This window comes from Nitrospira sp., assembly GCA_016788885.1.
Lineage (GTDB): Bacteria > Nitrospirota > Nitrospiria > Nitrospirales > Nitrospiraceae > Nitrospira_A.
On sequence record JAEURX010000036.1, the window covers coordinates 131,327 to 148,363 of the forward strand.

12 protein-coding genes are annotated in these 17,037 nt (G+C 59.3%); 5 read left to right on the top strand and 7 right to left on the bottom strand.

What is annotated here, in order from left to right; translation table 11 throughout:
• Positions 1-128 precede the first annotated feature (128 nt).
• From JNL86_09360 to JNL86_09370, 3 genes are all read left to right on the top strand, one after another.
• On the top strand, positions 129-989 hold the full coding sequence (locus tag JNL86_09360) for a DnaJ domain-containing protein (GenBank protein MBL8043111.1): 861 nt from the start codon (positions 129-131) through the stop codon (positions 987-989).
• A 98-nt stretch (positions 990-1,087) separates the two neighbouring features.
• Positions 1,088-2,650, top strand: a complete 1,563-nt coding sequence (locus JNL86_09365) for an AAA family ATPase (protein MBL8043112.1) — start codon at positions 1,088-1,090, stop codon at positions 2,648-2,650.
• Between the two features lie 289 nt (positions 2,651-2,939).
• Positions 2,940-4,631 (top strand): tetratricopeptide repeat protein, encoded by a 1,692-nt coding sequence (locus tag JNL86_09370; GenBank protein MBL8043113.1) that lies wholly within the window; start codon positions 2,940-2,942, stop codon positions 4,629-4,631.
• Positions 4,632-4,661: 30 nt separating this feature from the next.
• On the opposite strand, the gene JNL86_09375 is transcribed toward JNL86_09370, so the two are convergent.
• Together JNL86_09375 and JNL86_09380 are read right to left on the bottom strand one after the other, a co-directional pair.
• Positions 4,662-5,624 (bottom strand): hypothetical protein, encoded by a 963-nt coding sequence (locus JNL86_09375; protein MBL8043114.1) that lies wholly within the window; start codon positions 5,622-5,624, stop codon positions 4,662-4,664.
• 51 nt (positions 5,625-5,675) lie between these two features.
• Entirely contained in the window at positions 5,676-6,941 is a 1,266-nt protein-coding gene (locus JNL86_09380) for a 6-phosphofructokinase (protein MBL8043115.1), read from the bottom strand.
• 251 nt (positions 6,942-7,192) lie between these two features.
• Between JNL86_09380 and JNL86_09385 the strand changes: the two genes are divergently transcribed.
• A complete protein-coding gene (locus JNL86_09385; protein MBL8043116.1) occupies positions 7,193-7,573 on the top strand; it encodes a response regulator transcription factor in 381 nt (126 codons plus the stop codon).
• Between the two features lie 44 nt (positions 7,574-7,617).
• On the opposite strand, the gene JNL86_09390 is transcribed toward JNL86_09385, so the two are convergent.
• Together JNL86_09390 and JNL86_09395 are read right to left on the bottom strand one after the other, a co-directional pair.
• A complete protein-coding gene (locus tag JNL86_09390; GenBank protein ID MBL8043117.1) occupies positions 7,618-10,806 on the bottom strand; it encodes a PAS domain S-box protein in 3,189 nt (1,062 codons plus the stop codon).
• Between the two features lie 221 nt (positions 10,807-11,027).
• Positions 11,028-11,423, bottom strand: a complete 396-nt coding sequence (locus tag JNL86_09395; GenBank protein ID MBL8043118.1) for a PilZ domain-containing protein — start codon at positions 11,421-11,423, stop codon at positions 11,028-11,030.
• Between the two features lie 185 nt (positions 11,424-11,608).
• Here JNL86_09395 and JNL86_09400 point away from each other — a divergent pair, with 185 nt between their 5' ends.
• Entirely contained in the window at positions 11,609-12,109 is a 501-nt protein-coding gene (locus tag JNL86_09400; GenBank protein ID MBL8043119.1) for a hypothetical protein, read from the top strand.
• A 136-nt stretch (positions 12,110-12,245) separates the two neighbouring features.
• Here the strand turns inward: JNL86_09400 and JNL86_09405 are convergent, their stop codons facing one another.
• The 3 genes from JNL86_09405 to JNL86_09415 form a co-directional block, all read right to left on the bottom strand.
• On the bottom strand, positions 12,246-13,880 hold the full coding sequence (locus JNL86_09405) for a hypothetical protein (GenBank protein MBL8043120.1): 1,635 nt from the start codon (positions 13,878-13,880) through the stop codon (positions 12,246-12,248).
• A gap of 485 nt (positions 13,881-14,365) precedes the next feature.
• The gene (locus JNL86_09410) at positions 14,366-15,604 is read right to left on the bottom strand and encodes an MFS transporter (protein MBL8043121.1); all 1,239 of its coding nucleotides are present in this window, start codon (positions 15,602-15,604) and stop codon (positions 14,366-14,368) included.
• Positions 15,605-15,756: 152 nt separating this feature from the next.
• Complete coding sequence (locus JNL86_09415) at positions 15,757-17,019, bottom strand: MFS transporter (protein ID MBL8043122.1); 1,263 nt, start codon at positions 17,017-17,019, stop codon at positions 15,757-15,759.
• Positions 17,020-17,037 lie beyond the last annotated feature (18 nt).

Here is a 17,037-nt window from a genome sequence, read left to right on the forward strand (position 1 = left end):
GTCTCCAGGGCCTACGATACACCGCCTTGAAGGCTCGCACAATGGCACGCCAGGAGGAAGCGTATCGCTCATTTCAACCTAGCTGTTTCCCGTCGCACTCCGTTACACTTCGTCACGCAGGAAAACCGATGCAACCCGAACGCACCACCAACTACTACGCCATCCTGGAACTTTCGTCAGACGCGACGGAGGTCGACATCAAGCGAGCCTGGCATGAACAAATACAGGTGTGGCATCCCGACCGCTTCGTGCATTCACCTACGCTGCACAAGAAAGCTGAAGCCCGCACCCGACTGATCAATCAGGCCTACCAAACGCTCAGTGACCCGGTCGCCCGTGCCCGCTACGATACCGGCAGACACTCTCCCGCCTCTCCAACGCCGCCTCCGCGCCCCGCTCCGGCAGCTCGCCCTCAACCGGCCGCGCGCCCGCGCCAGGAGCCGCGTGGACCACAAACGATGCTGAACGTCACCCGGTTCAGTCATCCCAAAATCATGATCCCCGCCATCCATCTGCTCGTGGATGTGCGCGAAACGCAACCCTATGAATTCAAGGGACTCATTCGGATCGCCGGAACACGGAAGCAAGCGTTGCCAGCCGGGGACTACGCCATTGCGGAAGCGCCCGAGATATTCTGCGTCGAACGCCGGCGCATGGAAGAACTGAATACCGTTTTCTCAAATCCGTCAGGCAATCGTCCGGAATTTCTTCGCGAACTCGAACCGCTTCTCGCGATCCCCCATCGGTTTCTCGTCATCGAAGGCGCCATCCACGCCAACCGCGGCGGCGGACGATTGGGACAGTATCACCGCAATGGCTTGATAGACTTTCTCGATTCCCTGACGGCGCGATTCGGCATTCAGATTGTCCAGGCAGAGAGCCGCGAGGAAGCCGAAGAACGGGTCGCGAATCTAGCCGCCATCCACTATGCGTACTACCTGGCCGAACAACAAGGCCTCGGTCGCTGCCTCACGGAAAACGACGTTTAGATGGCGGTTGCATGCTCCCCGTGTCCTTCGTGTCATCGCTCACCGCATTCCCCCCTTTGCTTGGTGCGCTCTGAACCTCGTGGTAGCATGACACTCCTATGGCCCTCTCCACGACCGTGCATGATCTCCGCACCTTGATCCGCTCCTCCCACCCGCTCATTGTCATCGAGACCGTGGAAGAAGACCGGGTGTTGACCCTCCTGCAATCCGTGGCGGCCCAGGAACGGATGCCGCTATTCGAGTGGTCGATTACGAGAGGGCTCACCAGGCCCGAAGAAAAACAGAGCCTCAGCAAGTTGACCGCCACGCCCCTCGCCGTCCTTCAACATCTCCATGGATTGACGGTCGAAGGCATTTTCTGGCTCAAGGATCTCGCCCCGCACTTGCAGGATGCCGCCGTCGCGCGCCAACTGCGCGAGGTGAGCCAGCATTTCAGCCGATCACGCGCAACCTGTCTCGTCACCGGTCATCCCATCGCCTTGCCGCTTGACCTCGATCAAATTGCGGTGCGGCTCGACCTCCAACTGCCGGATCGACAGGAATTACAAACCATGCTTCAGAGCGTCCTGCAATCCCTGGGAACGAGAACGTCACCCCGTCGCCCGGCATCCACCACGGTAGTGCAGAGCTTCCTCAATTCCATGGCTGCCCCGAAGGCGGCGCACATGGGTCCCTCCGACCAGGACTGCGACGCGATCCTCCGCGCCTTACAGGGATTGACCTTGCATCAGGCTCGACAGGTTATTACCCAATGTGTCGTCGAAGATGGGGTTCTCTCCGCTAGTGATGTGCAGACGATTCTCACGCGCAAGGTCCAGGCGATCAAGGATGGCGGCTTGCTGGAGTACTACCCGCTGGAAGACAACCGGTTCGAGCTCGGTGGATTCGTGAATCTGAAATCCTGGCTGGAGCGGGCGAAGGTGGGATTCACAGCCGAAGCCAAGGCGCTCAACCTGACCCCGCCGCGGGGCATCATGCTGGTGGGTGTGCCGGGATGCGGCAAATCCCTGGCAGCGAAAGCCATTGCGCGCGAATGGCAACTGCCGCTGCTCAAATTGGATGCGGGCCGGTTATTCGACAAATTTATCGGCGAGTCCGAGAAAAACTTTCGCAAGGCCATCGAGATGGCCGAATCCCTGTCCCCGATCGTGCTCTGGATCGATGAAATTGAAAAGGCGATGGCGGCGGGAGGCGGCAGCGGCGAGGCGGATGCGGGCTTGAGCCGACGCCTCTTTGGCGCGTTCCTCACCTGGCTGCAGGAAAAGAAGCACGACGTCTTCGTCGTGGCCACCGCGAACAACCTCTCGGCACTCCCGCCGGAGTTATTGCGCAAAGGACGCTTTGACGAGATTTTTTTCGTCGACCTGCCGGACACAGGCGAACGCAGGGCCATCTGGAAGATCCATCTCAGCCTTCGTAAACAGAACAACGCCGGGTTCGATCTTCAGAAAGTCGTGGACGCCAGCGAAGGATTCAGCGGCTCGGAAATCGAGCAGGCCGTGGTCGCCGCGCTCTATCGCGCCCTGCATCGCAAACAGCCGTTGACGACGGATCTGCTCCTTGAAGAAATTTCCCACACCGTACCGCTGTCGGTGACGCGGAGTGAAGATATCAACCAGCTGCGAGCCATGGCCCAAGGCCGTTTCGTCAACGTGCGCTGAGTACGTCCCACGCCTCTTCCTCCTGATCACGCTGATTCTTTTGTCGCAGTGCCTTGTCCCAGGGTGCCCTCGCAGGGACGTGGATTCATACAGTAAGATGACGTTTTGTATCTCAGCGCCCTGAAGGCCACGAATCCTTCAGCCTTCCCCTGTCTCTAATGGGAACGGGCAATGAGACGACCGGTTGTTCACACGAGAGACACGCACCATGATCATACATAGATCCCTGGGAGCTTTGTTTCCCCACCAACAAGTGAGCCGAAATGGTCAGTTGTGTGGCCGCTTAATCATGCTTCTCCTCACGCTCGTCGTGGGAATTGTATCGAGCGTATCGGCCAACGACAGCACGCTCCGCTCGGAAGGCCAGGTCGCCCAACATGCTAAAGCCGCCTGGGAACAGGGCACCATCGATCTCGCCCTCGACATTCTTAACCAAGGCCTACAAGACCATCCTCACGCGCTCACACTGCACCAACTGCGTGGCGACATGTTGGCGACTTCGCGGCACACGGAAGCCGCGCTGCAATCCTATGACACCGTTCTCGCACAGCTTCCTGCCGCCCTGAATGTTCGCTGGGCCAAATGGAGCGTACTAGTCCGGTCGGGACAGGTCGAAGAGGCTGTCACGGAACTCCAGCGAATCGCCGGGATCGATCCCCGCAATCCGCTCATTTTTTTACGGCTGGCGCGGGAACTCCGCAAGTTGGACCGACTGGAAGACGCCTTCGAGGCCTACAAGCACGCCGTCGAACTCGGACCGGACATGCTCAATTGGCGCTTGGCCTTGGCTCGAGCGCGATTCGACATTCTGGATTACGAAGGCGCGGAGCGTGACGTGCAATTCGTCCTTGAACGAGTCACGCCCGGTTCCCCGCTCGAACTCTCGGCGAAGAATCTGCTCACGGTCTTCTTCGGCTCGACGGAACGGGGCCGACGATTTGCCCCGGTCATGACGCCGGATGCGAACCCAACACAGCTCAAGGACTGGTCGATGATTCGCGCCGAAGGATACCGGCTCTTCGAGGCCGGACGATTTCAAGAAGCCGAGCCGGTGTATCGGGAGTTGCTGCGCCTCAACCCGATGGACCCATTGGCCAACCAGCATTTGAGCCTGATCCTGATGGGGCTCGGTCGATGCAAGGAAGCGCTCGCTTTCTCCCAGCCCGCCGCTGAATTCGACCCGACCGATGAAGAACATACGACGACGGCGTTTCGCATGGGCCAGTGCCTGGTGGAACTCGGCCGCTGGGAAGAGGCCTATATGCAATTCAAGACCCTCTACAATGCAACGCTCGAATTTGAAAAATCCACGAGAGAAGTGCAGCTTCCTTCCGGGACCCGTGTCCTAAACAAGACCATGCTGACACAGTGGTTAGACAAGGTTCGCCCGCACGTTCCGGAGTTTGCCAAAGAAGTCGAGGCCGAAGCCGAGGCGGCAGCGGCTGCTGCAAAACGGGAGGCTGCGGCCACGCCGGCCCCCCCGGAAGCTGAACTGGCGGCGAAAGCCATCGAACACTTGAAGCCGCAAAACACGCTGGATGCGGCGGCCTCGCTGGTCGGCCGAGACGCCGACTTCGCCTGGTTTCGGTTCGTGATCCCCGCGCAGAGGGTCATGCGCGACGACTCTCCAACCGGTGCCCACGACTATATTCCACTGGACCCGAGCATCAGTTTCCCTGACAGCCAGCAAGACATCTATCTCGTGTTTGGGCTGGTAACCGCCTCGTATGACGAGGTCCCCCTGGCCGCACGCTGTTTCAAGGAACAAGCCGAGTTGGCCGGCACCCACACAGCGATGGCGCAGGACCGTCTCATCATGTCGACGAACGATCAGTCCGGGTATTTCGTGCTCCAGCGCCCTTCCTCGGGATGGACGCCGGGCCTCTATCGATGCGGGTTGTTTGCGGGAGAAGAGACCTCGGCCTACACCCAAGTCGATGAAGTACGATTCCGCATCATCGAAACCAGCAGGCCGTCGTAGGGGGTGGTGTCGAAATGCAGGCAGGTGGCACTACCGGTGTGAGCCGGGACGCGCAACCACCCGATATCGACCCGTGAAGGTGTCGTCCGGGAGCAGTCGTGTCAAACCCCACTCGGGGTGATTGAACGCATCCGTGGCGCAGGTCATCGGCTCGATCGCCAGGGCACGCCGAGGGGCATCGGCAATCGCGTCGCCGGTGTACACGACAATCGCGGAAAAGGCACCGTCCATCACCACGTCGATCGTGGCTCCGGTTCCAGGGTGACGCAAGGACGCCGTGGCCAGACCATCCGGACTGCGTTCCAACCCAACGTAGCAATGATTGAACCGGCGCGAGCCGACACGTCGATAGTCGCGATAGTCCCAGTCTGTTCCCTGTGCATCCACCACCTTGCCGGTCGGGGCCAGCCGCTCGTTGAACTCCAGATAACCGGTCGCAGGAATTTTCGCTTCGGCCATGTCGACCAGCGGCGTCCCCACGGTGAAATAGGGATGGAATCCCACCCCGACCGGTGCAGCCGCTCGCCCCACATTCTGAACTGAAAATGCACAGCTCAGCCCCTGCGTGTCCACGCGATACCCCACCCTCACTGCAAGGGAGAAGGGGTACCCACGCGGGCCGTAGCTCGCCGCATCCAACTGCACCTCAAATGCGACCTCAGCCGAATCGATCTGCTGCACCGTCCAGGGGAGAGCTCGTACGAACCCATGGATCGCGTTCGGTCCTTCCTTGTCGTTCCGTTCGAGTTGCAGCGTGTGGCCGTCGAAACGATAGCGCCCCTCGGCCACGCGCCCCGGGAACGGGATGAGCACGTCTCCCTGCCCGCCTTTTTTCTGTGCGCCGCCGGAATAGCCCCAGAGGATATCGGTTTCACCGCCATCAGCATTCACCACAGCATACCGCCGCAATGCCGCCCCCCAGGGCGACACCCACACGCGCTGCCGCTCGAAGACGAGCTGTATTTCGGCATCAGGGCCGACAGGAGTCGCCATCACGGTCTCCTACATCCGCCCCCCGCGCCACCACTCACGGCGGGGTCGATTTCAAACATCCTTCTCCATCAGGTACTCGAATCGCTTTCGGAAATCGTCTTCGGCCATGCCGGCAGTCGTCGCGAGTCGCACCACCACACGTGGGTGACTCCAATCTTCAGGAGACAAGCGAATCATGTATCGCCTGGCGATGGCGTATGATTCGGACTCGATATCCACCATCCGCACGCGAGTGCGGCCAGTCGCCGGATCAAGAATCTCACCGAACGGAATCGGAATGAACCGGCCGTTTTGAATCGACACCATGGCCGCAGTGCCGCCATCCAGAAGAAACTGCGCCGCGCAATAGCCCAAGTCGCGCGTATATTCCATATCGAAGGAAATCGGGTCTGCACACCGCAGTTCATACCCGATATTCTTGTCGACAATGGTGGTCTTTACGCCGAACGTACGGAGTTCCTTCTCCACGGCGCGCTTCAGCACAACGCCAAAATTGACTTCGGCCAGACGCACATGCCCGTGCTGGTCACGTTCGACATCGTCCAACCCTTCTAAGTCCCGTTCATCGAGAAATTCGACGAGGCCTTCCGCAAGGACCGCCACACCGTCGGAACGGCCGGCTGCGAGCCGTTTGATGAAGGCTGCCACCAGAATATCCACCAGGGTCTTCAGCCGAATCGGCTTCCGGCGAAACTCCTCCGGGATGATCGTCAGCGTTGCCCCGGCGGCCTTACCAATGCCCAATGCCAGATGACCGGCCTTGCGCCCCATCGTCACCACAAAATACCAACGTGAGGTCGTTTCCGCATCGACCATCAAACTTTTGACCAGTTCCACGCCGATGTGCCGCGCTGTTTGAAACCCGAAGGTCGGAATCCCGTGCGGAAGATCAAGATCGTTGTCGATGGTCTTGGGCACGTGCACCACCTGCAGGCGTCCCTGCGCCCGTTGCTCCAACCTGAGGGCCGAGAACGCCGTATCGTCCCCGCCGATCGTGATCAGCTTCGTCACCCCGAGCGCATCCAGGCTGGCCAAGCAGGCATCGAGGTATTCCGGCTTTTGGGTGGGATTGGCGCGCGCCGTGCCCAGGCAGGACCCGCCACTGAAATGGATCCGGCTGATATCCTCAATAGTCAACCGCTTGATCTTGTCCCTGTTGCCCGCCATGATCCACTTAAAGCCATCCTGAATCCCGATCACCTCGCACCCGCCGAGGATACTGCGAATCGTCGCGGCGCCAATGACGCTGTTGATCCCGGGTGCCGGCCCCCCGCCGACCAGAATGGCCACCATCGGTCCTCGCTCACCTATTCCCATATTCAGTCCTGCTCCTCTTTGATACGCCTGGTTCCGTCTGAGCGGGCTTGCCGCTCCCCGTCACCTGGCACCAAGCATGTCGGACGTTCGATCCGGAACAAATCTGGTGGACCCTACACCGCACCGACAGGCGCGTCAAGAACGACTGCGCGTCGGCATACCCGGCAACTTCCACAATATCGTTCTCGGAATCTCACACTTGTGCTAGCCTGACCATGAGAGGCCTTTTCTTCACCCGACTGAGGCGCTTCATGATCGATATTCTCGTCGTGGATGACAACCTGCAATTGCGAGACACCTTGCGGACCATCTTGAACAAGCGACCGGGGTTTCAGGTCATCGGCGAAGCGGCGGACGGCATCGCCGCCTCTCAGCTGGCGCAGACCCTTCGCCCTGCCGTGGTGCTGATGGACGTGGGCATGGCACGCATGGACGGGGTCGAAGCCACGCGGCGTATTCGCGCACTGCTCCCGAACACCGTCGTGATTGGCATGTCGTGCCACACCAGTCGGGAAGTCGAAGCGGCGCTGCGGGCTGTCGGTGCGAACGCGTTCCTGCCGAAAGAGCTCGTACCGGAGAAAATCTTCGACGTGCTGGCCGAACAACTCACTCACCAGCAACCTCTACACTAAGGGGCATCACCCCACAGACCCTCCACGACGATCGCTCTTGCCGGTTACGGCGTGCTCACCGTCGCCTCCACAATGGCCCTACATAACTGTCCCCCTGCACTCTCTTTCGTGAGATAGCCGCAGGCGCCGGCCTGCTGCATGCGTTCGACCATATCGGGGGAATTGTGCATGGACAAGGCGAGAATGTGGATCTCCGGAAATTCCTCCTTGATCCGCCTGGTTGCCTGCACCCCGTCGCATCGAGGCATGTTGACGTCCATCACGACCACGCCAGGCTTCAGGGTGCGGACCAATTCGATCGCCTCCAACCCGTCACCTGCCTCGCCGACCACCTCCAGCTGCGGATGTGCATTCACGATGGTCCGAAGCCCCTGGCGCAACATCTGATGATCATCAACCAGCACCACCCGGATCTTCGGATGCCCAAGCGAAGGGACATGGCCTGATCGCTGAACTCCGACCATCCCCGGTTCGAGCGAGACCGCTTCGACAAGGGCCACGCGCGCAGCCTCCTCATCCACCGGTTCCGCAACCGCTGAATTCTGCCGTTCCAATGGCAACGTCAGAGTGGCGACCGTTCCCTCACCCGGCATCGACGTGACCTCGAAGGACCCGCCAAGGGCTTTCATCCGCTCGCGAATGCTGAACAGCCCGAACCCTGTCTCAAATCCTGTTTCAGCCGCCACAAGATCGCAACCGGCACCGCGATCAGACACCGTGATAGCCAGGGCCCCCACGGATTGCACCACCTTGATCATGGCTTCGTTTGTCCCCGCATGTTTGACGATGTTCATCAACAGTTCGCGGACAGACTGAAACAGCAACACCGATTGTTCCTCGGACAGGGGGAGACTCTCCGTCATCGTCTCCAACGACAGCACGACCGTCAATTCACGCTGCATCCGATCCGCCAGCCACCGCAACGCCATGAGCAGGCCGAACTCATTGAGGATGGGGGGACTGAGTTGGGCCACCAACGTTCGCGTATAGGCCAACGCCTGGTCCATCACTTCCTGTACTTCCGTCATGGCCTGGGCTGCCGCCGGCGTCACCTCTTCCAGTTTGGCTTGCCCCAACTTGATGCGACTCAGAACCAGCAGCTGCGCCAGATAATCATGCAGGTCCGTAGCGAGCTGCTTGCGAATGCGATGCTCGGCGAGATTGAGGTCGGTGGCCAACGCCCGCAGCCGTTCTTGCGAATCGGCCAACTCTCTGGTTCGCGCCTCGACACGCCGCTCCAGATCATCCGCAAGCCCAAGCAATTGCGCCTGCGCTTCCTTCCGGCTTTGAATATCCTGCACGATCGAGATGAAGTGCTGAGGACACCCATGAGCGTCTCGCAGCAATGAGACCGTCAACTGCACCCATATGAGCGAGCCGTCTTTCCGGATATAGCGTTTCTCCATGGAGAAGGTCTCGAATTCACCCGCCAACAAACGGCGCACTGCGGCCCAGTCCGGCTCGAGATCCTCCGGATAGGTGATGTCGGCAAACGTTCTCCCCAACAGTTCTTCCCGTGCATACCCGGTCAGCGCACAGAGGGCCTCATTGCAGCGCAGCCAACGTCCGTCCAGTCCGACATGGGCGATGCCCACCGCCGCATTGTCAAACGTGGCACGATGCTGCGCCTCGCTTTCACGCAGCGCCTGATCCGCAAGTCTTCCCGCCGTGATATCTTCCGCAAAAATAATGATCCCGCCAACACCGCCGCCCTTGTCTCGCCAGGGGCGGACTTCCCAGCGAATCCAGCGTACAGTTCCGTCTTGACGCTCAAAGCGATCTTCATCAGCACATGTGACCGAACCAGCCAATCCCTGCCGATACGCAACCCGCCACCGTTCGGGAACATCAGGAAAGACGTCATAGTGAGATCGTCCCACCACGTCCCCTTCCAAACCGTATTCCGACGACCACCGCCGGCTGACGGCCACATAGCAGAGTTGCCGGTCGAGCATCGCGATGGCCGCGGGCGCATGCTCGATAAACAGGCGCAGGCGCTCTTCACTTTCGCGTAACGCGGCTTCAGCCTGCTTCCGCTCCGTAATATCGTGGGCGACTTTCGACACCCCCACGATCTGGCCTTCATCGTTTCGAATAGCCGACACCGTGAGGGAAATATGGATGCGTGTCCCGTCCTTTCTTCGTCGCTCGGTTTCATACTGCTGGACCGCTTCGCCACGGGCGATCCGTTCGAGAATCGGCACCTCGTGATCAAGCAAATCCTCCGGCACCAACATCGTCACCGGTCGCCCAACCGCCTCCTGCTGACTATACCCATACAGCCGTTCAGCGCCCCGATTCCAGCTGGTGATGATCCCGTGGAGATCCTTGCTGACGATGGCATCCTCCGATGACTCGACAATGGCCGCTAACGTCGCCCGCGCCTGCTCCGCCCGCTTTCGCTCGGTGATATCGACGATCGCGGCGATGAAACCCGTGACGGTTCCGCGCTCATCGCATTCCGGCGCAAACGTGACTTGCAGGAGACGGTGGCCGGACGCGGCACCGAGAAACTCTTGATCGAATCGCACTTGTCGCCCAGCCAGCGCCTCTGCGATGTAGGGCGCCGCATGCCGATAGGCCTCCGCGCTCAGCACCTCGCTCGGATGCCGGCCGATCAGCTGTTCCGGAGTGTGTCCCAGCAGTTCCGCATATTGCCGGTTGACGAAGCGGTATCGGGAATCTGTGCCGCATTGTGCAATGAGTACCGGGGCATGATCCGTCACGAACTGCATCTGCCGCTGGCTGGCACGAACCCGCTGCTCTACCTTGGCGCGAGCCTCGATTTCCAACCGCAACTGTTGCTCCTCTTCCCGCATCTGCGAGGTTTCTGCTTGCGCACGAAGACGCGCCCTGGTAATGGCTTCGGATAGGGATACAATGATGAGATTGGCGGCGATAAACACGGCCACGGCCACCTGTTGTTCATGAGGCGAGCCCGGCACATCCAGAAAAAACCATGCGGACAATGCCGCCGACACGAGCGTCGCACCAGTACCGTGGCGCCAGCCACAGGCCACTGCCACGAACATAATCGCAGGATAATACGTAATAAAGGTGTAGCCAGCCCCCCATAGCGGAGTAAGCGTCATGCGCAACCCCGTCGCCATGGCGAGGACGACCGCGGTCAACAGCGTGGGATGCCATTCAGCCAGGTGGGACCACCAGGAGTGTGGGCCCTGGCGGGACTCGTCGATGACCTTCTGATCTGGCGAGGTCGGTTCGGAAGCCATGGACTCCATCGGCAAGCGATGAGACGGCTCTGTGCGAGACGGCGCTGCCGGCGTTGAACCGACACAGCGAAACCGTATCTGCTGCTAAGGTCCACAGTGTACAGGAATCGTGCGACGGACTCCACGATTTCGGGCGAATCGTCCAAGAGATGCGACATCATGCGGTCCGTGGACAAGCGGAAGAGGTGTCGAGCGGGACACAGAACAAAGAACGCGAGATCTCACCCGGGAGTTTCTGGCGTGTGTCCGGCTGATCTCCGTGACGTGCTGTCACGATGTCGTTTCTCCAACCAGTCGATCAATTCCAGCCGCAACACGCGATTGAGGCGTTGCTGTGCGTCCACCGGTACGCGCAGGAACTCCACGCCAAACTGATTTCCCCTCACCCATTTGATGGTACCGAGTTCGACCGGCAAGGCAGCGGGTTCATTGTTCAGTAACATGCTCACGCGCACTTCACTTCCACACAACGCTTCCCGATCACAGGTCACCGAACAACCTTTCAACGACAGGTTGCTCAAGAGCCCTTCGCCGACAAACGGCGCTCCTCCAAAAATGACAGGAACACGCAGCGGAAACCGGTAGTAGGTTCGGACATACCGACGTGGTGCCATCATCGCCTCCCTCTGGCGGATCCTATCGAGACCAGGCGGCTGACCGGTATCCTACCTTGGAAGGGGGAGGGAACCGGCGGATCGTCTCGCCTCGGGACCAGAGCACAAGGCAACTCGTTCATGTCCGTCTTTTTTTACCCGAGAGATCTGAGTAGGCTTCAGCCTCGTATTCACATAGAAAGGACGCGATGCCCAGATATCTGAGGCTTGTGCTAGGGATCGCCGTCGCCGCGTCGGTGCACGGCTGCGTCGGATTAGGCGCCTGGACGCTCGGAACCCGCACCGAATCCAGCGAGCAGCCGAAGATCGAACAGATCAGGGGCGCCATCAACTTACGCAAGGCGGACACGGACACAAATCTCAAGACAGCCGGGGAACTCCGAACGCGATGGGGTGAGCCTGACCAGATTGAGCAACGCGACGACGGAAAGGAAGAATGGATCTATAGCACCGGTGGCCTACGGTGGTCCGGGATGGTGCTGTATCTCGTCATTGTCCCTCTGCCCGCGATGCTTCCTGTCGGTTCACAATCCGTGTCGTTCGTCGTCCACGAAGGCCGGATCGAGCAAGCTACCCGAAGAGATTGGGCCTTCAAGGCTGGTGCCTACTGCGGATACTTCGGCATGATGTATGGGAAGCTGAGCTGCGGGACCGGGACATTTGAGGAAAGACAGGGCGGGACGGAGTAGCCTTGGACACACGGCACCTCGCCCCACCACGCCACCGGACAAGAAATATCTTCCAGGTCCTGGCGGCGGATTCTGAATGACAACAAAGACAGGGCCCCCTACCAACCAGGGCGCGTCTCACGCTACCGAGTGCCGCTCATGAGCCGGAACCGAGCGGCTCCCCTTTGTCATCCATCACCGCATCCGCATTCCAAGCTGAAATGACGAACCGCAACCGGCCACTCATTCCAGGAGCGGTGCCACTGTCAAAGGGGACCTGAATCTCAATTTTCCCGCCCTTGATCGCTTTCGGATCGATCTCCGTATCGGCAGTACTCGTTCCTTGGCCCTGCCACGCGTACGTGACTTTCCACCGCTCGCCTTGACCGGCAGGTGGAATCAACTCCAGCACAATCGAGTCTCGGAACAAATAACTGCCCTCGTAATGTTTATTGACCCATAGCTTCTTCTCGATCTCGTAATCAGGCACACGGACCCCGAGTGACACCGCATATGAGAGCGACCGCCGCTTCTTATTCACCTTCGCTCGGTTGGCCAGGAAGACCGTCGACAGGAACTGCGATCCGTTTTTCTTCGGCGCCGATGCCCATTCCTTGTGCGTCAGACAGGCGACCGAATCCTCTTCCGCCGTGCGGCGCGTGAGATACCACAACTTTCCGCGCGGTGAAGCCAGTAACTCAAACTGGTACAGGGCGCTGATGTCCTGGCCGTCCTTGGCCGCCTGCGCCACTTCCTTCGGTAAGCGAAACGCCTCGACATCCACCCAAATGTCGACACGTACGTCGCCGAACAGAAAGCGGATGAGGTTCTGATACGCTTCTTCACTATTCACGATGCCAAAGAACCCCGAGTGGGCCCGATAGGCGAAGGCCTTCGCGCAAGGAGCACTGAGGGAACCATCGGCCTTCATGCCTTTGAGCGTAGCGTTCTCAATCCGCACCAACCCATCACTGCCATGGCCGGCAAAGGTGCGCGATAAGCCAAGCGCGACCCCATAATCCATACGATTCGTACCGACCATACAAAACACCCGCTCTGACGGAAACAGTTCCTCAGGGATCCAGTCCACATCCCCGGTTTTCTTGTATTCGGATTTGAGATCAAGATACTCCGTCATTCGCTCGCGATTGAAGTTGTTCATATCGCCCTTGCTCAGCCACGAGGGTACGTTGATTCCGGCCATGTCGATGCCGTTGTGTGGAGTGGCATAGGTGAAAAACTTGTCCACATATTTTGCCGCGCCCTTCTTATCGTTTTTCGGATTTTGCAGCAGCCCCCGGCAGACGAGCCCGCCCATGGAATGCGCGACGAGGTAGCAGCGGAACGCCTCCTTCGTCACCCCGTTGTCCGCATTGGCACAGACCAGATCACGCACCCGAAGGATGAGCTCTCCCAATTTGGCTGAAAAGACCTCCATGGGGGGCGTCTCACCCAGGCCGAGCAAACGCGAAGCCTCATCATAATAGCGGTACACGATGATCGACCGGCTGGGGAGCGTATTGTCCGGATCGTCGCTCCACTCAGGATCAAGAATGTCGTAGCCGTCTTCGTAGACATCACGATACCCGAATTCCGACGCGAGCCGCACCACCGGCGATTCGAAGACGTACTTCCTGGGTTGACGATCTTTTTCCGACACCGCCCGATAGACGGTCGACCCAAGATTGAACCCGCAAAACGGATCCGCGGTGGTTTCATCAATCTCCGAAGGCGTCATCGCATACCCACGAACGTAGATGATCGGATGATACGGCGTGTTTTTATTGGGCATGATTGTCCTCACGATAAAAGTGTCAGCAGTCAACGGCACACTGGCCGACTGAGTCGCAGGGGCATCATCTCTGATCACACCATTGTGCGACCACGGAATATCCTCCGCGACATCGGGCACCCCAGATTCCCACCGGGTGAACCTCATCGCGCGACGACGGCTTCGCACCACTTGTAATCCTTTGACTACGTATGTGCAAGAGGCACACGAAATCCTACGGACAACTCAAATACCATCATTTCACATTGGTGTTCCCTCCAGATCCATCGCTTCTCATCAGGTCCCAATGTTCAGCCTCGAAGTGGCATCACGTGGCAGAGGACACGGGGAGCGTCGACTCCTTGCAGCCGTAATCTGCAGATTCGCGGGGGCTAAAGAGTGAGGCAATGATAAATAGAACTACGGGCGGTCAGAGACTAGTGGAGCATGCCTGCTATCCTCCGGATGCGGTCGCTATTCTACGGGGACATCGTGATCGACATCCGTCACATGGGATGGGTCTCCCTCCCTGTCCATCCCCTAAACCAGGCCGTGCCGCCTGCCAAGACACCCATCACCCCGCCGATACCGACGATACTGGCGATGGAGCCGAATGATTCCGCCACCCAGCCGAACGCACTCATGCCCAGCATGGAGGTGGCCGTGGCCATGGCCGTATAGACAGCCATCACCCGACCGACCATTCCGGGCGGAGCCACTTCCTGAATGATGCCCCAGGCGATGGGCGTCCACGTACCGAGACCGATTCCAATGCAGACGACGTAGGCCGACGCCATGCCAAAACTATCGGTCCACGTCAGGCCCACCACCGCCAGGCCGGCGACCGCGCAGGACGCCGCGATCGCCTGGAGCCGCCTGGCAAGATCCCAGGCGCTCAGCCGGATCAGTCCGATCGATGCGAGCAGAAACCCCACTCCCAGCCATGACCAGAGGTATCCGACCTCCACGGGGCCGAGACCCAGTAGTTGACGCCCAAAGACAGGAAACAGTGTCGTGAAGGCGCCACTGCCGAACGTGTAGACGGATGCGAGGAGGATCAGAACCAGCAAGGTTCGATGAGTCAGAAAGGCATATCGCAGGCCTTCAACGAGATGGCGGATGAATGGTCTCCAGCCCGCACTCTCATTCACCGCCTGGTTCGTCCCGCGCAGCCGGATCGGCAAGAGGCAGGCCGCGGACGCGAAATAGGTGAGCGCATTCAGGCAGAGCACATCCTGTGACCCGGAGAACGCGATACCGATTCCACTGACAGCCGGCCCGATGATGATACCCAGACTCGTCGTGCTCTGTAGGAGCGCGTTCGCCGCCGTGAACTGCGGACGAGCCACCATAAAGGGCACGGCGGATGACAGCGTCGGGACGAAGACGGCTGTGGCCACGCCGAACAGGAACGTCAGGATGTAGAGGGCTTCGACGGTGAAATGTTCTATCGACACCAGGCAGGGAATCAGGCCGATCAAGAGTCCCCTTGCGACATCGCTCACGATGAGAATCGCTTTTTTCGGAACGCGATCGACGATGACGCCGATGAACGGTCCGAAGAGAATCGGCGGTAGGGTCTGCAAAAGCCCGATGACGGTGGTTTTGAGCGGCGATCCGGTCACCGCATAGACGAACCACAACAGCGCCAGCTTGCTGATGCTTTCGGCAACCTGAGACAAGACCTGGCTCCACCACATGAATGCAAAGTCGCGTGTCAGCAACCACCGATGGGCATGGAGCATATCGCCAGTATAAACGTTTGCGGCGGGAGTGGAATCAGGAAGACTGAGAAGGGGCGAGAAATGTCCCACGCGTAATCCTTCCGCCGGCGAGAGTATGATCGCCCTGTCTCATTGCGTCTGCTCAGAGCAAGAAGATCGAAATATGGCGATGATTACGCATGGGCAACCGGCACAGGGTAGGTTCTGCGAACGCATGCGACGGCCACCGCTGCGGTCAGTAACAACACGAGACCGAGTCCTATGAGGCTGGCAGCAGGCCCCACCGCATCGGCCACCCATCCGAAGCCGGTCATCCCGGCCATCGCCGAGGCCATGGAGCCCACGCTGAAGGTCGTGACCACGCGACCGATCAGATGTTCCGGCGTCACCTCCTGCAAGAGTGCCCAAATGATCGGATTGAGTACCGCCGTACTGCCACCCACGATGATGACGATCCCCGCCGCAATCAGCGGCGTTTCCAGCAGACTCAGGCTGCACACGGCCAAGCCACCGATGGTCATGCCGCTCACGACGATGCGCAATCGTCTCTGCCTATCACTATGCTTGTTCCAGGCCAGCCACGTCGAAGCGGCTAACATGCCAACCCCCAGGGCCGACCATAACCAGCCCAATTGCACCGGGCCAACCTGGAGAAATTCCTTGGCATACACCGGCAAAATAAAGATGAAGGCGCTCACCCCGAGATTATAGAGCGACGAAATGATGACCAACGTCAGGACCATCGATTGCTGACCGAAGACGAATTGGAATCCCACCGTGAGTTCCTGCCAAATGGACGTGGAAAGATCCTTGGGCCTCGCGAGAGGTGCAGTAACGTGAATCGGCATGAGGCAGAGGGCCGAGATCAAAAATGTGGCGGAATTGACGAATAAGACATTCTCCGCATTGATGAGCGCGATCATAATCCCGCTGATCGCCGGCCCCAGCAACATCCCGATATTATTCGTCCCCTGAATAAGCGCATTCGCCGACATGAGTTCGGACGGTCGAACCAACAGCGGCACAGCAGACACGAGCGCAGGACCAAACACGGTGGACACGACCGATGTGAGAAAAATAAGGCCGTACAGTCCGGTGATCGAAAGTGAATCCAACGCATAAAGCGTCGGGATGAGGAGCGTCAGTAGGGCGCGCAGCATATCGACCCACATCATGACAGCCTTTTTTGGCATCCGGTCCAGGTACACTCCGATCAGTGGACCGAACAGCAGCGGCGGGATGGTCTGAAGGAGACCGACCATGGTCATCTTCATAGCCGACCCGGTCAGTTCATAGACGAACCACAGCAGCGCAACTTTGTTGAGCCCTTCGCCGATCTGGGAGGTGGTTTGTCCCCACCAGAGCAGCCCGAAATCTTTCGTATTGATTAGACGCCACCCTCGACTGGTGTCTGCAGTTGAATCATCTTCTGACATGACGGCGAATCCTCATGG

What these genes read in the sequence shown, in the direction of transcription:
- JNL86_09360 (MBL8043111.1), top strand. Translation starts at nt 129, where the DNA reads ATGCAACCCGAACGCACCACCAACTACTACGCCATCCTGGAACTTTCG.
- JNL86_09365 (MBL8043112.1), top strand. Translation starts at nt 1,088, where the DNA reads ATGGCCCTCTCCACGACCGTGCATGATCTCCGCACCTTGATCCGCTCC.
- JNL86_09370 (MBL8043113.1), top strand. Translation starts at nt 2,940, where the DNA reads ATGCTTCTCCTCACGCTCGTCGTGGGAATTGTATCGAGCGTATCGGCC.
- JNL86_09375 (MBL8043114.1), bottom strand. Translation starts at nt 5,624, where the DNA reads ATGGCGACTCCTGTCGGCCCTGATGCCGAAATACAGCTCGTCTTCGAG.
- JNL86_09380 (MBL8043115.1), bottom strand. Translation starts at nt 6,941, where the DNA reads ATGGGAATAGGTGAGCGAGGACCGATGGTGGCCATTCTGGTCGGCGGG.
- JNL86_09385 (MBL8043116.1), top strand. Translation starts at nt 7,193, where the DNA reads ATGATCGATATTCTCGTCGTGGATGACAACCTGCAATTGCGAGACACC.
- JNL86_09390 (MBL8043117.1), bottom strand. Translation starts at nt 10,806, where the DNA reads ATGGCTTCCGAACCGACCTCGCCAGATCAGAAGGTCATCGACGAGTCC.
- JNL86_09395 (MBL8043118.1), bottom strand. Translation starts at nt 11,423, where the DNA reads ATGATGGCACCACGTCGGTATGTCCGAACCTACTACCGGTTTCCGCTG.
- JNL86_09400 (MBL8043119.1), top strand. Translation starts at nt 11,609, where the DNA reads ATGCCCAGATATCTGAGGCTTGTGCTAGGGATCGCCGTCGCCGCGTCG.
- JNL86_09405 (MBL8043120.1), bottom strand. Translation starts at nt 13,880, where the DNA reads ATGCCCAATAAAAACACGCCGTATCATCCGATCATCTACGTTCGTGGG.
- JNL86_09410 (MBL8043121.1), bottom strand. Translation starts at nt 15,604, where the DNA reads ATGCTCCATGCCCATCGGTGGTTGCTGACACGCGACTTTGCATTCATG.
- JNL86_09415 (MBL8043122.1), bottom strand. Translation starts at nt 17,019, where the DNA reads ATGTCAGAAGATGATTCAACTGCAGACACCAGTCGAGGGTGGCGTCTA.